This window comes from Streptomyces coerulescens (assembly GCF_042657965.1).
Classification (GTDB): domain Bacteria; phylum Actinomycetota; class Actinomycetes; order Streptomycetales; family Streptomycetaceae; genus Streptomyces; species Streptomyces coerulescens.
The window spans coordinates 159,548-181,675 of the sequence record NZ_JBHSKM010000001.1 but is presented as its reverse complement, the minus strand read 5'-3'; the positions used below and the strand labels follow the sequence as shown (position 1 = coordinate 181,675).

Annotated in this window: 14 protein-coding genes; 8 read left to right on the top strand and 6 right to left on the bottom strand. The window is 71.2% G+C overall.

Features of this window, described 5'->3' with window-relative positions:
• Window positions 1–40: 40 nt before the first annotated feature.
• The 5 genes from ACFPQ9_RS00770 to fxsT all read left to right on the top strand — a co-directional run bounded on the left by ACFPQ9_RS00770 (window position 41) and on the right by fxsT (window position 8,745).
• Window positions 41–1,039 (top strand): AAA family ATPase, encoded by a 999-nt coding sequence (locus ACFPQ9_RS00770; protein WP_380844777.1) that lies wholly within the window; start codon window positions 41–43, stop codon window positions 1,037–1,039.
• 3 nt (window positions 1,040–1,042) lie between these two features.
• Window positions 1,043–4,321, top strand: a complete 3,279-nt coding sequence (locus tag ACFPQ9_RS00765; RefSeq protein ID WP_380844774.1) for an SAV_2336 N-terminal domain-related protein — start codon at window positions 1,043–1,045, stop codon at window positions 4,319–4,321.
• Window positions 4,318–4,470 carry a hypothetical protein gene (locus tag ACFPQ9_RS00760; RefSeq protein WP_380844771.1) on the top strand — a complete coding sequence of 51 codons (153 nt, stop codon included), beginning with the start codon at window positions 4,318–4,320 and terminating at the stop codon, window positions 4,468–4,470. Before ACFPQ9_RS00765 ends, ACFPQ9_RS00760 begins: the two co-directional genes overlap by 4 nt.
• Entirely contained in the window at window positions 4,467–5,672 is a 1,206-nt protein-coding gene (locus ACFPQ9_RS00755; RefSeq protein ID WP_380844768.1) for an FxsB family cyclophane-forming radical SAM/SPASM peptide maturase, read from the top strand. Before ACFPQ9_RS00760 ends, ACFPQ9_RS00755 begins: the two co-directional genes overlap by 4 nt.
• 112 nt (window positions 5,673–5,784) lie before the next feature.
• Complete coding sequence (fxsT, locus tag ACFPQ9_RS00750) at window positions 5,785–8,745, top strand: FxSxx-COOH system tetratricopeptide repeat protein (RefSeq protein WP_380844765.1); 2,961 nt, start codon at window positions 5,785–5,787, stop codon at window positions 8,743–8,745.
• Between the two features lie 100 nt (window positions 8,746–8,845).
• Here fxsT and ACFPQ9_RS00745 read toward each other — a convergent pair whose 3' ends face one another.
• The 4 genes from ACFPQ9_RS00745 to ACFPQ9_RS00730 form a co-directional block, all read right to left on the bottom strand.
• Complete coding sequence (locus ACFPQ9_RS00745; protein ID WP_380844762.1) at window positions 8,846–12,646, bottom strand: multifunctional oxoglutarate decarboxylase/oxoglutarate dehydrogenase thiamine pyrophosphate-binding subunit/dihydrolipoyllysine-residue succinyltransferase subunit; 3,801 nt, start codon at window positions 12,644–12,646, stop codon at window positions 8,846–8,848.
• A gap of 282 nt (window positions 12,647–12,928) precedes the next feature.
• Window positions 12,929–14,035, bottom strand: a complete 1,107-nt coding sequence (locus ACFPQ9_RS00740; RefSeq protein ID WP_380844759.1) for a HAMP domain-containing sensor histidine kinase — start codon at window positions 14,033–14,035, stop codon at window positions 12,929–12,931.
• On the bottom strand, window positions 14,032–14,769 hold the full coding sequence (locus tag ACFPQ9_RS00735; RefSeq protein ID WP_030956984.1) for a response regulator transcription factor: 738 nt from the start codon (window positions 14,767–14,769) through the stop codon (window positions 14,032–14,034). Before ACFPQ9_RS00735 ends, ACFPQ9_RS00740 begins: the two co-directional genes overlap by 4 nt.
• A 132-nt stretch (window positions 14,770–14,901) precedes the next feature.
• On the bottom strand, window positions 14,902–15,579 hold the full coding sequence (locus ACFPQ9_RS00730; protein WP_380844755.1) for a spermidine synthase family protein: 678 nt from the start codon (window positions 15,577–15,579) through the stop codon (window positions 14,902–14,904).
• A 221-nt stretch (window positions 15,580–15,800) separates the two neighbouring features.
• Here ACFPQ9_RS00730 and ACFPQ9_RS00725 point away from each other — a divergent pair, with 221 nt between their 5' ends.
• Both ACFPQ9_RS00725 and lon read left to right on the top strand, forming a co-directional pair.
• Window positions 15,801–16,601 (top strand): rhomboid-like protein, encoded by an 801-nt coding sequence (locus ACFPQ9_RS00725; RefSeq protein WP_380844752.1) that lies wholly within the window; start codon window positions 15,801–15,803, stop codon window positions 16,599–16,601.
• 170 nt (window positions 16,602–16,771) lie between these two features.
• Window positions 16,772–19,186 carry an endopeptidase La gene (gene lon / locus ACFPQ9_RS00720; protein WP_380844749.1) on the top strand — a complete coding sequence of 805 codons (2,415 nt, stop codon included), beginning with the start codon at window positions 16,772–16,774 and terminating at the stop codon, window positions 19,184–19,186.
• A 70-nt stretch (window positions 19,187–19,256) separates the two neighbouring features.
• Here the strand turns inward: lon and ACFPQ9_RS00715 are convergent, their stop codons facing one another.
• Complete coding sequence (locus ACFPQ9_RS00715) at window positions 19,257–20,096, bottom strand: lysozyme (protein WP_380844746.1); 840 nt, start codon at window positions 20,094–20,096, stop codon at window positions 19,257–19,259.
• Window positions 20,097–20,345: 249 nt separating this feature from the next.
• On the opposite strand from ACFPQ9_RS00715, the gene ACFPQ9_RS00710 reads away from it, so the two are divergent.
• On the top strand, window positions 20,346–20,840 hold the full coding sequence (locus ACFPQ9_RS00710; protein WP_380844743.1) for a MarR family winged helix-turn-helix transcriptional regulator: 495 nt from the start codon (window positions 20,346–20,348) through the stop codon (window positions 20,838–20,840).
• Window positions 20,841–20,929: 89 nt separating this feature from the next.
• On the opposite strand, the gene ACFPQ9_RS00705 is transcribed toward ACFPQ9_RS00710, so the two are convergent.
• Entirely contained in the window at window positions 20,930–21,718 is a 789-nt protein-coding gene (locus ACFPQ9_RS00705; RefSeq protein WP_380844740.1) for a protein phosphatase 2C domain-containing protein, read from the bottom strand.
• Window positions 21,719–22,128: the final 410 nt, after the last annotated feature.

The following is a 22,128-nucleotide window of genomic DNA, read 5'->3' as shown; positions in this document are numbered from 1 at the left end:
AGGACGTGGACTACCACCGCCCGTCGACGAGGAGCACGCCGTGAGCGAATGGTTCATCTACCGGGGGATCGGAGAGCCGGATCCGGCCAGGATCGCCGAGCTGCCGGACCCGCCGCCCTGGCGGGAGTTCGACGCGGAGCCCGTCGACTACGAGGTCCCGGAGCTCGACTCCTCCACCCACCGCAGGCTCGGCGAGCGCACCGTCCCGCTGCCGGTCCAGGACCCTGACGCCCTCGAACTCGTCAACGCAGCCCTGTATCTCAGGCGCCCGCTGCTCGTCACCGGCGAACCGGGTGTCGGCAAGTCGACACTCGCCCACTCCGTCGCCTACGAACTCGACCTCGGCCGTGTCCTGGAGTGGCCGATCGTCAGCCGCAGCGAACTGCGCGACGGCCTCTACACCTACGACGCGATCGGCCGCCTGCAGGACGCCCAGCTGCCCGGCGAGGCCGCGGCCGAGGACATCGGCCGGTACATCAAGCTCGGCCCGCTCGGCACCGCCCTGCTCCCCGCCGCCAAGCCCCGGGTGCTGCTCATCGACGAGCTGGACAAGAGCGACATCGACCTGCCGAACGACCTGCTGAACGTGCTGGAGGAAGGCCGGTTCGCCATCCCCGAACTGGAGCGGATCGCCGACCGGACGCCCCAGGTGCGGGTCCTGACCGACGACGGCCGCCGGGTGACGGTGACGGGCGGTCAGGTCCGCTGCCGGGCCTTCCCGTTCGTCATCATGACCAGCAACCGGGAGCGCGAGTTCCCGGCCGCGCTGCTGCGCCGCTGCATCCCGCTCGACCTGAAGGCCCCGCGCGACGAACGCCTCGCCGCCCTCGTCCAGGCGCACTTCGGACCGGGCGCCTACGACGCCAACCACGACCTCGTCGACCAGTTCACCCAGGCCGAGGCCGACGGTGCGCTGCGCCCCACCGACCAGCTGCTCAACGCCATCTTCCTCGCCCAGCACGCCGCACGGGACGCCGGCCAGCGGCGCGAGGAGATCTCGGACCTGCTGATGCAGCCCCTCGACCGGGGACCGCGATAGCCGATGGCCCACCGCGCTCCCGGCACCCCCGCCGACGGCGTGAGCCCCGTGCTCACGTCGCTGGTCGCGCGTATGCGGGACGCGGGCATCCCACCCGGGGTGGAGGAACTCGCGGACGCGCTGTGGCTGGCCCGCTGGCTGCCGGCGCCCGACCGGCCCGGCAGGACCGACCCGGCCCCCCTCGACCCCTCGCCGGAACCGCCCGAGTATCCCGGCACGCCGCACCCGCACCCGGCGCAGGCCCTGCGGCTGCCCGACGAGGACGACGAGCCCCGGCAGCCGGACGGCGCCCGTCTGTTCGCACCCGGTCCGGGCGGCGACGGCACCGGCACCCGGATGACCCCGGTCCGCGTCCCCGCCGCACCCGCACTGCCCGAACCCCTCGCCCTGCAACGCGGCTTACGGCCCCTGCAGCGCTACCGCGCGCCCGTACGGCCGGTGCCGCGCACCCTGGACGAGCGGGCCACCGCCGAACGCGCCGCCGAGTCCGGGCTGGTCCTGCCCGTCCTGCGTACCGACAGGCGCCGCGAGGCCCGCCTGCTGCTCCTGATGGACGTCTCCACCTCGACGGTCGTCTGGCAACAGGCCCTGGACGAACTGCGCCAGGTCTGCGCCCGCGCCGGTGCCTTCCGTGAGGTGCAGGTGCGCTATCTGCACGAAGGGCACGACGGCAGGCCCGGCTGCGCCGCCACACCGGAGCCCACGACCGCGCTCCACGCACCGGAACAGCTCAGCGACCCCACCGGGCGGCGCGTCACCCTGGTCCTCAGCGACTGCGCCGGGCCCATGTGGCGCAGCGGCCTGGTGCAGCGGCTGCTGCACCGCTGGGCCGCCACGGCGCCCGTGGCCGTCGTACAGCCGCTGCCGCAGCGCATGTGGCTGCGCACCCATCTGCCGGCCCGGCGGGGAATGCTGCACCGGCGCGAAGGCCCCGCCGGATCGCTCGGGTTCCGTCCGGAGAAGGGGCCCGTGGAGGCCGGTGCGCTGCCCGTCCCCGTGCTCGCGCTGCGCCGGGACTCGGTGGAGGGCTGGGCGCGGCTGGTGTCCGGCGCCACGGGGCAGTCGCTGTCCGCCGCGGCGGGCTGGGTGCGGCCCGACCATCCCGCTTCCGCGGCGCCGGTGCGTGCCACGCAGGAACGCAGCGGTGCGGAGCGCGTCCGCGCGTTCTGGCGCCCGGCGTCCTCCCAGGCCCGCCGGCTGGCGGTGTATCTGTCCGCGGTGCCGCTCTATCTGCCGGTGATGCAGCTCGTTCAGCACGCCATGCTGGCCGGCAGCGGGCCTGACGTCCTGTCCGAGGTGCTGCTCAGCGGACTGCTGCGGCGTCGGGAGGACGCCGACGATCCGCGGGCCGTCCGCTACGACTTCCTGCCGGGCGTGGCCACCGAGCTGCGCTCCCGGCTGTCGGTCGACGACGTGGAGCTGCTGTTCAAGCACTGCTCGGAGTACGTGGAGCGCAAGTTCGGGCGCAGCGCCCGCAACTTCCCCGCCCTGGCCGGGGCCTTTCTGCGGGGCGCGGTACCGCCCCGGGCGGACGCGGCACCGCTGACCGGTTCGGCGGAGCGGGAACCGGCCGGGCTGCGGGCGTTCGCCGAGGTGTCGGCGGAGGTGCTGCGGGACCTCGGGGCACGGCTGCCGGCGGTGGCGGTGGGGTCGGAGCACAGCGCGTCGGAGCTGTTCGCTCTGGGGCGGCAGGCCTTCGCCCGGTTCAACGGTGAAGGGCTCACCCGGGAACTCGACGCCGCGGTCGAGCTGCTCCGGCGGGCGGTGACGGTCGCCCGGACGGACGGGGGGCGGGCCGCCGCCTGCGCGGAGCTGGCCCATGCGCTGCTCACCCGGTGGCGGGTCCGGCGGGTCGGCGAGGACCTGCTCCAGGCCTGGGAGGCGATCGACCGCCGGGCGCCCATAGCGCGCGGGCGGCTGGTTCTCGGGCTGGTGTGCTGGGCGCAGGTCCAGGAGGTGCGGGGCGGCGGAGTCCACTTCGACGGCATCCCGGAGACCCTGCGGGAGTGGGCGCTGCGGCAGCCGGGGCGGGCCGAGGAGCACGCGGCCGCCGTGCTGCTGTATCTGGCCGACGAGAACCTCACCGCCGTACTGGACGACACGGACACGGATGCCGAGGCGCTGGCGCATCGGAGGGTGGCCGCGGAGGCGTCGGCCGGTGTGCGGCGGGCCGTGGCGATGGCGGGGCCGGGCGCCCGGGGTGAGGACGACGCCGGCCTCGAATCCGGGGACTGGCAGGTTCTCCACCTGTGGCGGGCCGTCGACGCGGCGAGTGCGTGGATCCAGCTGTCCGGCTCCCCGCTCGCCCTGGCCGCCCGCGGGCGGCTCTGGCTCGATCTGGCCAGGCGGCACGAGCAGCACTCCGTGGTCGCCGCCGATGCGGCCGCGAGCGCCGCCGAGGACCTCATGGAGGCGGTCCGGGACGAGACCGCGCTGCCGGCCGCGGAGCGCTGCCGGATCTGGCTGGACGTGGCGACCGCCGTGGAGATCCCGCAGCCGGAGCGCGAGGAGAGCCTGCTGTTGTACGCGGTGCAGCAGGCGCACCGGGCCGCGGGCGACGACGCGGAGCTCAGGCTCGAGTGCCTGGTGCGGGCCGGGAGGATCTACCGAGACCGTCACGATCAGTCCGGAGCACCGGCCGAGCTGAACCGTGCCGTGGAGGCGTGGGAGCGGGCCGTTGAGCTGCTCGGTGAGGACGACCCCCGGCGGCCCGACGTGCTGACCGATCTCGGCCTGGCGCTGCACGTCCGGTTCGGTCTGCGGGGCGAGGGCGAGGACATCGCCAGGAGCATCGACCATCTGCGCCGAGCGGTGGACGAGTGCCCGCCTGACGATCCCCGCCTCGTGGGACTGCGCCGGAGCCTGGGACACGCCTACCAGAGGCGCTACCTCCTGACCGGTGTGCTGACGGACCTGTACGAGGCCGACTGGCTGTTCGCCGAGGCGGTTCGCGGCACCGAGAACCCGGCGCTCATCGCGCTGAGCCTGATCAGCCGCGGATCCGTGTCCCGGCTTCTGTACGAGCGGACGGAGGCGATCGCCCATCTGCAGACGGCGATCGACCTGTGCAACCAGGCCGTCGAGTTCGCCGAGGAGGCGGGTGACGACGAGTTGGTCTCCGCGGCCCTCGTCAGACGCGGCCAGGCACGGGAGGCGCAAGGCAGGCCCAGGACGGCTCACGCCGACTACGTCCGCGCCCTCCGGCTGACCGACGACCGCGATCGCGTCCGGCTCCTGCGCTCGCACCTCTCCCGACTGTCCCCCGAAACGGCCGACGAGTGACCCTTCCCACCGACGACACCCCGATACCCCTCCCGGAGATCGGCCCACACACCCATACCGACCACCCGGTACTGGCCGCGATCCTCGCCGAACTCCGCAGCCGCGAGGAGGAGCCCACCGTCGTCGCCCACTACGAGGACGCGCCATGACGACGCACCCTCACCCACCCTGGCCGCACGACCTCCTCGACACTGCCGCCCATCGGCCGGTGCCCTTCCGGCAGTTCGTGCTCAAGGTGCACGGCCGCTGCAACCTCGACTGCACCTACTGCTACCTCTACCAGGGCCCCGACCACGGCTGGCGCGACCGCCCGGCCCGCACCTCCGAGCGCACCATGCGGCGCGCCGCGGACCGTATCGCCGAGCACGTGCGCACCCACGGCCTCGACGCCGTCCGCATCGAACTCCACGGCGGCGAACCTCTGCTCACCGGACCCGAGCCGGTCCTCGCCTACACCCGAGCCGTCCGGGAGGCCGTCCCCGCGGGCTGCCGGGTCACCGCCACCGTCCAGACCAACGGAACCCGCCTCACCGCGGCGGCCCTCGACCGCCTGGCCGGCGCGGGGCTCCGGGTCGGCCTCAGCCTCGACGGCGGGCGGGCCGCGCACAACGCCCGTCGGATCGACCACGCCGGACGCCCCGCCTGGCCCGCCGCCCGCGCGGCGGCCGAGCGGCTCGCGGCGCGACCTGAGGCGTACGCCGGCATCCTGTGCACGATCGACCTGGCCACCGACCCCCTGGACCTCTACCACTCGCTGCTCGAACTGCGCCCGCCCGGCGTGGACTTCCTCCTCCCGCACGCCAACTGGGGCCGGCCGCCCACAGGGCTCGAGCCGCAGCCCCCGGGACGGCACCGCCCCCGCCCCACCCCCTACGGCGACTGGCTCGCCGCCGTCTTCGACAGCTGGTGGGACGCGGCGCGACTCACCACGCGCGTGCGGCTGTTCCAGGAGATCGCCGGGCTGCTCCTCGGCGCGCCCAGCAGGGCCGAGGCCGTGGGGCTGTCGCCGATGGCCGCCGTCGTGGTCGAGACGGACGGCGGCATCGAACAGGTCGACTCGCTCAGGTCGGCGTACGCGGGCGCCTCGGAGACCGGGCTGGACGTCTTCCGCAACCCCTTCGACCACGCCCTGCGCCATCCCGGCGTCGCCGCGCGGCAGCTGGGGGAGCGGGCGCTGGCCGAGGAGTGTGTGCGCTGCCCGGTGGGAAAGGTCTGCGGAGGCGGGAACTACGTCCACCGGTACGCTCCCGGGACCGGATTCCGGCATCCCAGTGTCTACTGCGCCGATCTGGAGCGGCTCGTCCGGCACATCGCCCACCGGCTGGAGCGCACGGCCCGTTGGCTTCGATGACCGGAACAACGCTCAACTCAGCACCTCTGGAGCCGATTTGACGCACAATTGAATAACCTGTGCACACTCGTGACCAGGTTCAGTCGAGGCGGAACGGCGGGGAAACGGCGAGATGGCGACGGAACTCGGACATGTCACGGTGGTCTTCGCCGGACAGAGCGAGTCCTGGGCCAAGTGGATCGACCATCAGATCCGGGCAGCGGGACGCGGCACCACGCTGATCAGGTGGAACCCGCTGCGCCGACCGCCGACCGCCGAGGCGTTCACCGACCTGCTGAGCGCGCCGGGCCGCGTCCTGCTGGTGATCGACGACTGGCACGAGCGCCTGGGCAACGAGCGCTTCCAGGCCTGGGCCGAGGCCCTGCGCCAGGTCCTGCCGGCCTACGAGGACCGCATCGCCGCCGTGAGCATCACCGCCCGGCCCATGCCCGAGGCCGTCATCGCCCTGGCCCCCGTCGAGCTGCGGGGCCTGCGACCCGAAGTGGCGCGCACCCGGGTCCTGGAGTGCGCGGGCATTCCCGCCCCGGGCACACTGATCGACCTGCGCCGCGGCCCCCGGTTCCCCGACGACCCGCCGGAGGTCTGGCAGGTCCCGCGCCGCAACCGCCGCTTCATCGGCCGTACCGAACTGCTGGAGAAGGTCTACGGCGCCTTCTCCGCCGCGGGGGCCGACGGCGCCGCCGTGGCCCTGCTCGGCCCCGGCGGCTTCGGCAAGACCCAGCTGGCCCTGGAGTACGTCCACCGGTTCGCCGGCGAGTACGACATCGTCTGGTGGGTCAGCGCCGCCCAACGCGTCACCGCCCGCCAGCAGTTCGGCGACCTCGCGCCCGCCCTGGACCTGCGGGACTCCGGAGACCTCGCCTCCACCATCACGGCCGTACGCCGGGAACTCGACCGCACCAGACGGCCCTGGCTGCTCGTCCTGGACGGCGCCGGCGATCCGGAGCGGCTGATCGACCTGCTGCCCGAAGGACGCGGCCACGTCCTCGTCACCACCCACCGCAGCGAGTGGGGCGCCCACGCCGAGAACATCGCCGTACCGGTCTTCGAACGCCGCGAGAGCGTCGCCTTCGCCGAGCTGCGCACGGCACGCCTCAGCGACGCGCAGGCCGCGCGTCTCGCCGAGGCGGTGGAGGACATGCCCCTGCTGCTCGACCAGACCGCCGCCTGGCTGGACATCAACCCGACCGTGCCGGTCGACGACTACATCCGGGACATCCTCGACGGCCGCCCCGACCGGTTCGGCGTCATGGCCTCCGGCCAGTACCCGGAAAGCTTCGAGGTCGCCTGGGCAAAACTCGTCAACACCCTGCGCGACGGCTCGGAGCCTGCCTGGCAGCTGCTCAACCTGCTCGTCTGCTTCTCGCACGACGTGGTGCCGGTGCGGCTGCTGCAGACCTCGCGGCACGGCGACCTGCCCGCCGAACTGGCCGAGCTGATCGCCGAGCCCAGCAGCTGGAACACCGCGCTGCGCCGGCTGTCCGAGATCACCTCCATGCGGATCGAGTACGAGGCCGGGCCGCGGATGGACACCCAGACCGTCGGCACACTGCGCATGCACCGCCTCTTCCACCGCTTCGTACGGTCCATCCAGTCGCCCGCGGACGCCCGGCGCTACTCGGCCGCGGCCCGCAAGGTCCTCGTCTCCGCCGACCCGCGCGACTCCTCCTCGCCCGGCAACTGGGCTCGCTACGCCGCCCTCATCCCGCACCTCGAACCGTCCGGTGCCCTCGAGTCGTCCGACGACGACGCCCGGGAGCTCGTCCTCAACTGCATCGAGTACCTGCGGATGCGGGGCGAGTACCACGACGGCTGGTGGCTCAGCCGGATGGCCGTGGAGCGCTGGCGGGCGACCTCCGGCGACACCGACCGCTCGGTGCTCGTCGCCGTCCACCAACTCGCCAACATGCTGCGCAGACTGGGCAAGTACGCGGAGGCGGAGACCGTCGGCCGGGAGATCCTCGGGCGGCTCGACCGGGCCGAGCACGCACGGCCGATCGAGGTGATCCGCGCCAAGGACGGTCTCGGCGGCACCCTCATGGCGCTCGGCCGGTACCCGCAGGCCCGCGCCCTGTTCGAGGAGGCCGCCGCGAGCGCCGCCGCGGAACTCGGCGGCGAGCAGGTGCCGCGCACCCTGGCCATCCGCAGCAACCTCGCCGTCGCTGTCGGCCTCCAGGGCCGCTACGCCGAGTCGCTCGCCCTGCACCGCAAAGTCTTCGAGGCCCGGGTGGAGGTACTCGGCGGACGCGATGCCCTCACCCTCAACTCGGCGCTGCGCTCCGCCTGGATGCTGCGTCTGCTCGGCAGCTACCGTGAGGCGCTGGCCATCCAGGGCCACAACTCCCGGGTGCACAGCCAGGTCCTGGACCGCACCCACAGCCAGACCCTGCTCGCCGAGCACAACCTCGCACTGTGTGCCCGCCGCGTCGGCGACCTGCAGTTCGCACACGCCATGCTCAGAGGCGTCCGGGAGAAGCTGATCCGCCGTCGCGGCCCCCTGCACCCGGAGACCCTGATGGTCTCCTGCGACTACGCGATGCTGCTGCGCGACCTGGAGCGCACCGAGGAGGCCAGGGACCTGGCGGAGGCCACCGCCACCCACTACGCCGCCCAACTCGGCGAGCATCACCCGTACGCGATCGGCGCGCGGGACAACGTCGCCACCGTGATGCGGGACATGGGCGAGCACCGGGCGGCGCTGGAGCTGTCCCGGCGGACCGCGCGCCAGATGCGGCGGGCCGTCGGCAAGGAACATCCGTGGACCCTCGGCTGCGCCAAGAACGAGATCGCGGCCCTGGCCGCCGTGGGCGACGCCGACGAAGCGGCCGCCCTGGGCCGGGAGACCGCGGAGCGCTCGGCCCGCGTCCTGGGCGACGCGCACGTCCTGACCATCAGCCTGCGGGCCGGACTGGCACTGGACCTGAGCGAACTGGGAGAACACGCGGAAGCCGGGACGCTGCACCAGGACGCCGTCGCCCGGCTGACCTCTCTCCTCGGCGCCGACCACCCGCACACCCGCACCATCCTCGAACGGCACCGGCCGTACTGGGACTTCGAGCCCCAGCCCATCTGATCAGCCGACGGCGCCACTGCCCCCACGAGTAGGCCGAAGGGCCCGGTACCGAGCAGGAAACTCGGCACCGGGCCCTGAGTGTCGGTGAACCGCCGGAGGCTTACGCCTCGAACACCTCACGCACCAGTTGCTCCTGCTCGGCCTGGTGCCGCTTGGCGGAGCCGACGGCCGGGGACGAGCCGTGCGGGCGCGAGATGCGGCGCAGACGCTCGTCGTGCGGGATGTCGGCGCCGACCGCCAGGTCCAGGTGGTCGATCAGGTTGAGCGCGATGAACGGCCAGGCACCCTGGTTCGCCGGCTCCTCCTGGGCCCACAGGTACTTCTCGGCGTTCGGGTACTTCTTGATCTCCGCCTGGAGCTCGGCACCCGGCAGCGGGTACAGGCGCTCGATGCGGATGATCGCCGTGTCCGTGACGCCGCGCTTCTGACGCTCGGCCTCCAGGTCGTAGTACAGCTTGCCCGCCACGAAGACGACCTTGCGGACCGCTGCCGCGTCGACCGTGGAGTCGCCGATGACCGGACGGAACTGACCCGACGTGAACTCCTCCGTCTTCGACGCGGCGGCCTTCAGACGCAGCATCGACTTCGGGGTGAAGACCACCAGCGGCTTGTGGTGCGGGTTGTGCACCTGCCACCGCAGGAGGTGGAAGTAGTTCGACGGCAGGGTCGGCATCGCGACCGTCATGTTGTTCTGGGCGCACAGCTGGAGGAAGCGCTCGACACGGGCCGAGGAGTGGTCCGGGCCCTGGCCCTCGTAGCCGTGCGGGAGGAGCAGGGTGACGCCGGACGTCTGGCCCCACTTCTGCTCGGCCGCCGAGATGTACTCGTCGACCACCGTCTGCGCGCCGTTGACGAAGTCGCCGAACTGCGCCTCCCACATCACGAGCGCGTCGGGACGGGCCAGCGAGTAGCCGTACTCGAAGCCCATGACCGCGTACTCGGAGAGGAGGGAGTTGTAGACGTTGTAGCGCGCCTGGTCCTCGTTGAGGTACTGGAGCGGGGTGTACTCCTCGCCCGTCTCGCGGTTGATGAGGACCGCGTGGCGCTGGCCGAACGTGCCGCGCTGGGAGTCCTGGCCCGACAGACGGACCGGGGTGCCCTCAAGGAGCAGGGAGCCGACGGCCAGGGTCTCGCCCATGCCCCAGTCGATCGTGCCGTCCTCGACCATCGTCGCCCGGCGCTGCAGCTGCGGCAGCAGACGCGGGTGGACGTGGAAGGTGTCGGGGATGTTGACCTGGGACTCGGCGATCCGCTTGACGACCTCCGCGGAGATCGCGGTGTTCACGGCGACCGGGAACTCCGCCTGCGGGTCCGAGATCGGTCCCGCGGCAGGCTGGGCCGTGACGGCCTCGCGGACCTCGGTGAAGACCTTCTCCAGCTGGCCCTGGTAGTCCTGCAGCGCCTGCTCGGCCTCTTCAAGGGTGATGTCGCCGCGACCGATGAGGGACTCGGTGTAGAGCTTGCGCACCGAGCGCTTCTTGTCGATCAGGTCGTACATCAGCGGTTGGGTGAAGGCCGGGTTGTCCGACTCGTTGTGACCGCGGCGGCGGTAGCAGATGAGGTCGATCACGACGTCCTTGTTGAACGCCTGGCGGAACTCGAAGGCCAGACGGGCAACGCGGACGACCGCCTCGGGGTCGTCGCCGTTCACGTGGAAGATCGGCGCCTCGATCATGCGGGCCACGTCGGTGGCGTACATCGAGGAGCGCGACGACTCGGGAGCCGCCGTGAAGCCGACCTGGTTGTTGATGACGATGTGGACCGTGCCGCCGGTGCGGTAGCCGCGCAGCTGCGACATGTTCAGGGTCTCGGCCACCACGCCCTGGCCCGCGAAGGCCGCGTCACCGTGCAGGGCGACCGGCAGGACGGTGAAGTCCGTGCCGCCCTTGTTGATGATGTCCTGCTTGGCGCGGGCGATGCCCTCGATGACCGGGTCGACCGTCTCCAGGTGGGACGGGTTGGCGGCCAGCGAGACCGTGATCTGCTCGCCGTCGAGGCCGGTGAAGGTGCCCTCGGCGCCCAGGTGGTACTTCACGTCGCCGGAGCCGTGCATCGACTTCGGGTCGAGGTTGCCCTCGAACTCGCGGAAGATCTGGGCGTACGACTTGCCGACGATGTTGGCCAGCACGTTCAGGCGGCCGCGGTGGGCCATGCCGATGACGACCTCGTCCAGGCGGGACTCGGCGGCCGAGTCCAGGACCGCGTCAAGCAGCGGGATGACGGACTCGCCGCCCTCCAGGCTGAAGCGCTTCTGGCCGACGTACTTCGTCTGCAGGAAGGTCTCGAAGGCCTCCGCCGCGTTCAGCCGGCGCAGGATGCGCAGCTGCTCCTCGCGCTCCGGCTTGGAGTGCGGGCGCTCGATGCGGTCCTGGATCCACTTGCGCTGCTTGGGGTCCTGGATGTGCATGAACTCGATGCCGGTGGTGCGGCAGTACGAGTCGCGCAGCACGCCGAGGATGTCGCGCAGCTTCATCAGGGACTTGCCGGAGAAGCCGCCGACCGCGAACTCGCGCTCCAGGTCCCACAGGGTGAGGCCGTGCTCGGTGATGTCGAGGTCGGGGTGCTTGCGCTGGCGGTACTCCAGCGGGTCGGTGTCGGCCATGACGTGGCCGCGGACCCGGTAGGAGTGGATCAGCTCGAAGACGCGGGCGGCCTTCGTCACGTCGTCGTCGTGCGACGCGTCGATGTCCTTGAGCCAGCGGACCGGCTCGTAGGGGATGCGCAGCGCCTCGAAGATCTCGTCGTAGAAGTTGTTCTCGCCGAGCAGGAGGTTCGCGACGATCCGCAGGAACTCGCCGGAGGCGGCGCCCTGGATGACCCGGTGGTCGTAGGTCGACGTGAGCGTCATGACCTTGGAGATGCCGAGCTTGTTCAGGGTGTCCTGGGAGGTGCCCTGGAACTCCGCCGGGTAGTCCATGGAGCCGACGCCCATGATCACCGACTGGCCGGGCATGAGGCGCGGCACGGAGTGGACGGTGCCGAGGCCGCCGGGGTTGGTCAGGGAGACCGTCACACCGGTGAAGTCGTCCATGCCCAGCTTGCCGTCACGGGCGCGGCGGACGATGTCCTCGTAGGCCTGCCAGAACTCGAAGAAGTTCAGGGTCTCGGCCTTCTTGATGCCCGCGACCACGAGCTGGCGGTCGCCGTTGGGCTTGACCAGGTCGATGGCGAGGCCGAAGTTGATGTGCTCCGGCTTGACCAGAGTCGGCTTGCCGTCCTTCTCCGCGAAGGAGTAGTTCATCGACGGCATGGCCTTGATGGCCTGCACCATCGCGTAGCCGATCAGGTGCGTGAAGGAGATCTTCCCGCCCCGGGCGCGCTTCAGGTGGTTGTTGATGACGATGCGGTTGTCGAACAGCAGCTTCACCGGGACCGCGCGCACGGACGTGGCCGTGGGCACCTCCAGCGAGGCGTTCATGTTCTTCGCGACCGCGGCGGCCGGGCCGCGCAGGGTGACGAGCTCGGGGCCCGCGGCGGAGGCGGCGGGCGCGGCCTTCGGCTGGGCGGGCTTCGCGGCCGGGGCGGGCGCGGCGGGCTTCGCCGGAGCCGCGGGAGCGGCCGGGGCCTGGGCGGCGGGCGCGGGCTGCGCGGCCGCGGGGGCCGGCGCGGGCACCGACGGGGCCGTCGGAGCAGCCTGGGCGGCGGGCGCGGGCTTGGGGGCCGTGGAGGTCTCTGCGGCCCCCGCGGCCGCAGTGCCCGCCGCAGCCGGGGCACCAGCTCCCGGCTTGTAGTCGGCGAAGAAGTCCCACCAGGCTCGGTCTACCGAATTCGGGTCCTGGAGGTACTGCTGATAGATCTCGTCGACGAGCCACTCGTTCGGTCCGAACGCGGCCGCGGGGTTCTTGCCCGCTTGGTCGGTGTCGGTCGAGATGCTCGAGTTACTGGGGGACTGTGGCGACACGGCGGCAACCGCCCTCTTCCGCTTCTCACAAGGTGATGGACAGCGGGAATAAAGGCTACGCCTCCCTGGCCGGGAAGGTCAGGTCGAGCAAGGTCATCGTCGCGTAAGTCACATCAGAAAGCGTGTTTCGGGCCCGGAAATGGCGGGAAACAAGCGAGGTTCCGCTTCAACAGGGATGGGGGTACCCGGACCCGGCGCACCGAAAGCGCAGGTCTGGACCTGATCACACGTGTCCGTCAGTCAGGACGACATGGATCTTGAGACTCCGCTTCGAACTTTACGTCAACTTTGAACGGAAGGCTGCCCTGGAAGTGTGACAAGAATCCGGCAGCCCCGATCGGATTCGGCCACGCCGATCCGGCCCCCGTGCAGATCCACGGCCCAGCGGGCGATGGCAAGGCCGAGCCCCGTGCCGCCGTCGCTGCCCGGCCCGTGCGGTCGGCGCACGGCGCCCCGGTTGAAGCGTTCGAAGACCTTGTGCCACTCCGACTTCGGGATGCCGGGACCCTCGTCCAGGACCTCCAGCTCCAGCGACTCCGGGAGCGGCCCGCGGCGCGCCTTGACCGTCACGCGGCCGTGCGGCGGGCTGTGCTTTATCGCGTTGTCGATGAGATTGGCGACGACCTGGTGGATGCGCTCGGGATCGGCGTGCGCGGTCAGCTCCGGCGGGGAGACGTCGAGGTGCAGATGGACGTCCGTACGGGTGTGGCTGCCTGAGCCGGAAGCCATGCCGCCGCGCGCGGAGACGACCATGTTGGCCTCCTTCAGCACGCCGGAGAGGTACGGCCAGACCTCGAAGCGCCGCATGCGCAGCGGTACGACGCCGTTGTCCAGGCGGGACAGGTCCAGCAGGGTCTCCACGAGCCGGCCGAGGCGCTCGGTCTGCTTCAGGGCCGTGCGCATCGTCTCGGGGTCGGCCTCGGCGATGCCGTCGACGACGTTCTCCAGGACGGCCCGCAGGCCCGCGATGGGGGTGCGCAGCTCGTGCGAGACGTTCGCCACCAGCTCCTTGCGCTGCTGGTCCTGGGCCTCCAGCTCGTCGGCCATCAGATTGATCGTCTCGGCCAGGTCGCCCAGCTCGTCCCGGCGGTTCTCCTTCACCCGGCGGGTGTAGTCGCCCTGCGAGATGGACCGGGCCACCGTGTTCATCTCGTCCAGCGGCGCGGTGAGCGAATGGGCCACGAACTGCGTAATGAGCAGTGTGGCGATCATCGAGAAGACCGTGATGAACCGGAGCTCCGTCTGGGTGCGCACCGCGATCATCGACAGACCTGTGGTGATCAGCACCGCGATGACGACCAGAGCGCCCAGCTTGGTCTTGATCGAGAACGGACTGACGCCGCCCCAGGGCTCCCCGGGGCCTCTCCGCGCGGCCGGCCCGTCGCTCATGGCGTCGGTGTCTCCAGGGCGTAGCCCACGCCGTGCACCGTGCGGATCCGCTCGGCGCCGATCTTCCGGCGGAGCGCCTTGATGTGGCTGTCGACCGTCCGGGTGCCGGAGGCGTCGGCCCAGTCCCACACCTCGGCGAGCAGCTGCTCGCGCGAGAGGACCGCGCGCGGCGTGTTCGCCAGGCACACCAGCAGGTCGAACTCGGTCGGCGTGAGGTGGACGTCCTCACTGCGCACCCGCACGCGCCGCTGCGCGTGGTCGATCTCCAGCTCGCCGAGCCGCAGGATGCCCGACCGCGGGGTCGTGGCGGCCAGCGCGGCCCGCTCGACGCGGCGCAGCAGCACGTGCACGCGCGCCGCGAGCTCCCGCATCGAGAACGGCTTGGTCATGTAGTCGTCGGCGCCCACGCCGAGCCCGACCAGCATGTCGGTCTCGTCGTCGCGCGCGGTCAGCATCATCACCGGCACCGGCCGCTGGGCCTGCACGCGACGGCAGACCTCCAGACCGTCGAAGCCCGGCAGCATGATGTCGAGGATCAGCAGGTCGGGCTGCCATGCCTCGGCCGTGTCGACCGCCGCCGGACCGTCACCGGCCGTCTGCACGAGGAATCCCTCGGCACGCAGGCGGGCCGCGATGGCGTCCACGATGGTCGGATCGTCCTCGACCACGAGGACCCGGCGCTGAGCGCCCGGGGTCGCCGCCGTGCCGTTGTGGGAGGTGTGTGTCTGCTCCATCGCCCGCCCCAAAGTTGCTTTCCGGAATCCGTGGGGTGATCCCGCTGACTGGCTATGCCTGCTCATGCTTGCGATTGACGCTTGAATGATCCGCGTCAGGGAAGCAGAGTACGGGGAGTCACCGCGCCACGGCTATCCAGGTCGTACGGCGAGGTGTACGACGTCCGGAACGCCCCGGGCAACGGGGATCTCTTCGGTACGCACCTGTTGGAATCCGGCATTACGCAAGGTTTCTTCGAATTCCGGAGAGGGCTGTGCGGACCATACCGCGAGTACCCCACCCGGCCTCAACACCCGTGCGCAGGCGGCGAGTCCACCCGGTGAGTAGAGACTTTCGTTGCCTTCGGTGACGGTCCATCCGGGGCCGTTGTCGATGTCGAGACACAGTGCGTCATACGTGTCGGAAGTCTCATGTACGTACGTCACGAGATCCGTTTCCAGAATCTCGGTGCGCGCGTCGGTGACGGCGCGGGCGGAGAAGTCGGCCAAGGGCCCGTCGAGATGCCAGCCGATAATCGCGCTCTCGCGCTCGACGACGGTGATCCGTCCCGGGCGGGGATCGGCGGCGGCGTGTGCGAGCGAGAAGCCGACGCCGAGGCCGCCGATCAGCAGATGCGGCCCAGGCCGGCCCTCCAGCGCGGCGAGCGCGGCGTCGACCAGCAGCCGCTCCGAACGCCCGTCGGAGGTGTCCATCAGGAAGCAGCCGTTGGCGATGATCTGGAGCAGTTCGCCGTGCCGCCGCAGCACGATCTCGCCGTGCGGGCCCTCGCGGCGGTCCAGGACTTCGGGGATGTCGTGCGCAGTGGGCATCCGGCCATCCTCGCAGCTCCCTTGGGCCGGCCGGGGGAATTACCTCAGAGGGTGAGCCCGTACCCGCGGCGGGTGTGCTTCAGGTTGACGCACACCAGGTCCGGGGCCTGATCGCCCGCTTGTTGAGAGGTTGCTGAGAATCGGCTGGCGTGTGGCGGCGGTCACAGACATGGGGGCGAGGCGGGCCGACGCTGAAGGGGAAACGGAAGGGGCGCCTCGGCGTGGAACGGACTGTGGCCGCGGATGCGGCCGACCGTGCCGGTGACGCGGGTCTGCCCGATGTGGCGGGGCTGCTGGACGGGATGCCGCAGCAGCGGGGACCCGTGGCCGCGCCCGCCGTGTCCTCCTCGGCACCGGCACCGGCACCGGCACCCGCTCCGGCTTCGCAAGCCCGAGCCCGCGCAGTCCGGCCCTGGCGGCTCCTCCCCACCCCCACCGGCACACCGTTCACCTTCGGCTACGCCGTCGTCCTGACCGTCACCTCCCTGATCGCCGCTTACGCCGACCCCGCCTTGGTCCACGCCCTCCACCAGGGCTCCAGCACCGACGTGGCGCACCTCGTGCACACGCCCGTGACGGTGCTGCTGGGCAGTGCGCTGTGGATCGCGGGCGGGATCGTGGCGCCGTACACGATCTGTCTCCTGCTGGTGCTCACCGCGCTGGAGCGGCGGATCGGCGGGGCCCGCACGGCCGTCGTCTTCCTGCTGGGGCACATCCTTGCCACCCTCGCGACCGAGGTGCCGGTGGGACTCGCGGTGCTGGCCGGGCACCTTCCCGACAGCTCGCTGCACCGCCTCGACTACGGCGTCAGCTTCGGTGTCGCGACGAGCGTCGGCGCGCTGACCGGGCTGCTGCGGCCATGGCTGCGATGGTCCGTGCCGGCGCTGTTCGGCGCGATGCTGCTGCAGGACCTGCTGAACCTCACCGACCCGCTCACCAACTGGGGGCATCTGATCGCCCTGGCCATCGGGGTCGGGCTGTGGCCGGTGGTGCGGCGCTGGCGCACGGCCTTCGGGGACTGACCCGTCCGGGTACCCGGAAGCCATCGGCCCCGTCCGGTGTTCACAGAGAAAAGCCGAGGTCACGGCCTGTGGTGCAGGTGATCGCTCACAGCGAACGCAGGCCGGGGAACATTCGAGCCACCCCAAGCATTGAGTCGGCATAACTCAACTTGACTGCCGAAGGGGAGATCATGGCTTCGACGTCCACTTCGCTCACCCTGCCCGTGCTGCCGCTCGACGACGAGGTAGTGCTGCCCGGAATGGTGGTCCCTCTGGACTTGAACGACGCCGATGTACGCGCCGCGGTGGAGGCCGCCCAGGCCGCCGCCCGCTCCACACCCGGAAAGCCCCGGGTGCTGCTGGTGCCACGCATCGACGGGGCGTACCCGGGCACCGGTGTGCTCGGCACCGTCGAACAGGTCGGCCGGCTGGCCGACGGCGACCCGGGCGCCCTGATCCGCGGTCGCGGCCGGGTGCGCATCGGCGCCGGGACGAACGGACCGGGTGCCGCCCTGTGGGTCGAGGGAACACGCATCGACGAGAGCGTGCCCGAGCCGCTGCCCGGACAGGTCGGCGAACTGGTGAAGGAGTACAAGGCCCTCGCCACCGCCTGGCTGCGCAAGCGCGGCGCCTGGCAGGTCGTGGACCGTGTGCAGGCCATCGACGACGTCTCCCAGCTCGCCGACAACTCCGGCTACTCGCCGTTCCTGAGCACCGAGCAGAAGATCGAGCTGCTGGAGACCGCCGACCCGGTCGCCCGCCTCAAGCTCGCCACCCAGCAGCTGCGCGACCACCTCGCCGAGCAGGACGTCGCCGAGACCATCGCCAAGGACGTCCAGGAGGGTGTCGACAAGCAGCAGCGCGAGTTCCTGCTGCGCCGTCAGCTGGAAGCGGTCCGCAAGGAACTGCGCGAGCTCAACGGCGAACAGGACGGCGAGGAGTCCGACGACTACCGCGCCCGCGTGGAGGCCGCCGACCTGCCGGAGAACGTCCGCGAGGCGGCGCTGAAGGAGGTCGACAAGCTGGAGCGGTCCAGCGACCAGTCCCCCGAGGGCTCCTGGATCCGCACCTGGCTGGACACCGTCCTCGAACTGCCGTGGAACGAACGGACCGAGGACGCCTACGACATCCAGGGCGCCAAGGGCGTGCTGGACGCCGAGCACGCCGGCCTGGAGGACGTGAAGGAGCGGATCACCGAGTACCTGGCGGTGCGCAAGCGCCGCAGCGACCGCGGCCTGGGTGTCGTCGGCGGCCGGCGCGGCGGTGCCGTGCTGGCGCTGGTCGGCCCGCCCGGCGTCGGCAAGACCTCGCTCGGCGAGTCCGTCGCGCACGCCATGGGCCGCAAGTTCGTCCGTGTCGCCCTCGGCGGCGTCCGGGACGAGGCGGAGATCCGCGGCCACCGGCGTACGTACGTCGGCGCGCTGCCCGGCCGGATCGTGCGGGCCATCAAGGAGGCCGGCTCGATGAACCCGGTCGTCCTCCTCGACGAGATCGACAAGGTCGGCTCGGACTTCCGCGGCGACCCCGCGGCGGCCCTCCTGGAGGTCCTGGACCCGGCTCAGAACCACACGTTCCGCGACCACTACCTGGAGGTCGAGCTCGACCTGAGCGACGTGGTGTTCCTGGCGACGGCGAACGTCCTGGAGGCGATCCCCGAGGCGCTCCTGGACCGGATGGAACTGGTCCGCCTCGACGGCTACACCGAGGACGAGAAGATCGTCATCGCCCGTGACCACCTGCTCCCGCGCCAGCTGGAGCGGGCCGGCCTGAACAAGGACGAGGTCGCCATCGGCGACGAGGCCCTGCGCAGGCTCGCCGGTGAGTACACGCGCGAGGCGGGCGTCCGTAACCTGGAGCGCTCGATCGCACGGCTGCTGCGCAAGGTGGCCGCACAGCACGAACTGGGCGACCGGAAGCTGCCGTTCACGATCGGCGAGGACGATCTGCGCGGGCTGATCGGCCGGCCGCACCACGTGCCCGAGTCCGCCCAGGACCCGGCGGAGCGCCGCACCGCGGTGCCCGGCGTGGCGACCGGTCTCGCGGTGACCGGCGCGGGTGGTGACGTGCTGTTCGTGGAGGCGTCGCTGGCCGACCCGGAGACGGGCGCGGCGGGGCTGACCCTGACGGGCCAGCTGGGTGACGTCATGAAGGAGAGCGCACAGATCGCCCTGTCCTTCCTGCGCTCCCACGGCGCCGAACTGGAACTGCCGGTCGCCGACCTCAAGGACCGGGGCGTGCACATCCACTTCCCGGCGGGCGCGGTACCGAAGGACGGTCCGAGCGCCGGCGTCACGATGACGACGGCACTGGCGTCGCTGCTCTCGGGCCGTCTGGTCCGCACGGACGTGGCGATGACGGGCGAGGTCTCGCTGACCGGCCGGGTCCTCCCGATCGGCGGCGTGAAGCAGAAGCTGCTCGCGGCGCACCGCGCGGGCGTCACGACGGTCGTGATCCCGAAGCGCAACGAGCCCGACCTGGACGACGTCCCGGCCGAGGTGCTGGACAAGCTCGACGTCCACGCCGTGACCGACGTCCGCCAGGTCCTGGAACTGGCCCTGGCGCCGGCCACCGACGCCGCGGCCCCCGAGGTTCCGGTCGCGGCGTGACGGACGCGACCGGACAGGCAAGGCCCGGGTCCCGTGAGGGAGGCCCGGGCCTTCGCCGCGACAGAGGGGTCTAGCCGTTGGCCAATGCCTGCAACCGGTCAAGCGCCCCGTTGAATCTGTTGTGGTCGCCGACGGTCGGGCCGGAGGACGTGTACTGCCACATCGTGTAGTAGCTCCAGCCCGCGGGCAGTTCGCCCACCGCGGCGGCGTACCGGGCGACCCACAGCGGGTTGGCCGTGGCGAAGCCGCTGTAGTTGCCGGTGCACTGCTTCCACCAGCTCGTCGCCGTGTAGATGACGGGGTCTCGGCCGGTGCGGGCCTTGTACTGGTTCACGAAGTCACGGATCCAGGTGACCATCGCGGCGGGGGTCTTGCCGTAACAGGCGTTCCCGTACGGGTTCCACTCGATGTCGAGGGCTCCCGGCAGGGTCTTGCCGTCGCGGGACCAGCCGCCGCCGTGGTCGACGAAATAGTTCGCCTGGGTTGCGCCATTGGTGGTGTCGGGGGTCGCGAAGTGGTAGGCGCCGCGGATCATTCCGACGTCGTAGGAGCCGGTGTACTGCTGGGTGAAATAGGGGTTGGTGTAGTAGGTCCCCTCGGTGGCCTTCACATAGGCCCACCGGACACCGCTGTTCCACAGAGTCGACCAGGCGACGTTGCCCTGATGGCTGGAGACGTCGACGCCTTCGATCTCGGCGGCCAGGTCGGAGACGGGGGAACCGTCCACGCCGTCATGGGCCGCGACGCCCATGCCCATGTAGGCGGAGCCACGGGGCGGGGGGTCGTCGGCCGACGCGGAGGCGGGCCAGGGGGTCAGCATGAGGAGGGTCAGGGTCAGGACGGCTGCGAGCAGCGCCCCGGCTGCATGGGTGCGCCGGGTGCGGAGCGGTTCGGGTCTGTGCACGGGCATAGCGTGCCTCCGAAGGCTCGGTGACGCTCGGTGGGGAAGTCGCGCGTGTCCGTGACCGTCCGCCGCGGGCATGTGTGGCGTGGGCATGTCAGTCACGGTTCTGATAGAGAAGCTAGGCAGCGAGAAGAGCAGGTGGAAGGGGGTCCGGAGGCTGCCGTTGGTCTACGCCTGCGAAATACTGACGGAGCTGCGGCGATGACGGCGGTTGGCAGAAACTTTCAGGGTCGGGAAAACGAGGCAGGGGCTGACGTGCACGAAGGCGGAAACGGTGACGGGCCGCGAGTCGAGTCCGGAGTGTCCGGTGGTGGTCTGGACCAGCCCGAATTCCTCGACCTGGAGCGCGAGTTGACGGTCCTGTTCCGGCGCGCGCGGGCCAAGCAGGGCGAGATGGCCCGCGAGGTCCACCCCGACCTGGAGTCCGCCGCGTACGGCCTGTTGGTCCGTCTGGACGACGCCGGCCGCCAGCGGGCCACCGAACTCGCCGCCTACATCGGCGTGGGCAAGGCCACCATGTCCCGGCAGCTGCGCGCCCTGGAGGACCTCGGTCTGGTCGCCCGCGAGCCGGACCCGGCCGACGGGCGGGCGTGGCTGGTGCACCTCACGGAGGTGGGCCGGTCGCGGGTGGCCAAGGTGCGCGAAGCCCGGCGCGCCCGCTATGTCGAACAGCTGTCGCACTGGGACCGCCGTGAGGTGGCGGAGCTGGCCCGCCTGCTGAACCAGCTCAACGTGGGGATGGAGAAGTAACCGGCAGAACCGGCAGAACCGGCGGAACTGACGGAACCGGCAGAACCGGTGGAACGGCGGAAGAGGAGGGGGATGCCGGAGCCGGCGGCTCACAGCTCGACGTACACGACCGTCGCGTCGTCGTGCGTCTTGCTCCGCCGCAGATACGTCCGCTCCTCCGCGTCGGCCACCTCCAGCGCCCGCACCCGGTCCACCAGCGCCCGCGCCCCCTCCTTCCGGATGAACCGGAACAGGTCCTCCCAGTCGCCCTCCCGGAACTTCTCCACCCATCTGGTCGCACCGTCCGTCAGCGCGGCCACCGCCCGGACGTCGGCCCGCGGCAGCACCCCGGTCACCGCCCGTGCCGCGACCGACGGATCCGCCGCGGCCGTGAAGAAGCCGCCCTCCTTGTTGCGGACATGAGCGTCGATCAGGGCGTCCGTGGCCAGGGACGCCCGCGGGAGGCGGGACAGACGGTCGTCCAGGTAGGGCGTGATGATGCCGTCCGGGGACTCCGTCAGCAGAGCCGAGTCCGACAGCACCAGGTACTCCACCGTCTCCGCCGACCAGCGCGCCAGAACCACGGTTGCCTGTGGGGTTCGTGGGTGAGAAAGGTCACAGGTTTGTGAGTGTGCCTCAGCGGTACGCGTGAGGGCGCGGGCGAGCACGTCCGCCAGGGGAACATCGGGGAGTGAAACGGTCAGTTCGGTCAGCGCTCCACCGAGCCGCGCGGTGAACCAGGAGACGGAATGCAGACAGCCCGTCTCACCCCGCGGTGGGGTCACTCCGTCCAGGACCACCAGTGCGCCGCCCTGTCCCGAGGCGGGCAGGCCGACACTTGCGAAGTCCTCGTTGGGGCGGGCCGGAACACCGGGCTCCGAAACAAGCTCTGTTCGCATCCGGTCAGTCTGCACGAGCCCTTCACAAGGTTCGCGAAGGGGTCGCATCAGTTGCAGGACCGGCGCGCACGCGCAGGTCAAGCGCCTGATTTGAGGGGGAATGCAGTGCTCCGGCCAGGCGTGGCGGCGAATACTGCCACTGCCCGCCGCAGACGTCCAACCGGCCTGCCGTGCAGGGCATGTGAGTGCGCCGGAGGAACTTGCCCGCCAACTCTCCTCCGGGGTTCACTCCTTCGAGTGGCGGGGCAGGTGATGCGCGGCCGTCGCCCACCGGCACTGGGAGGGTCGGGGACCGGTGAGGGCATCCCCTGCTCGAGCTAGGTCGAGAGCTTGGGGAAGGGGTGTACGTACCGTCGACGGCAGTTGACGAGGCGTCATCCGGACCCATGGGTATCACGAGTCAGGAATGC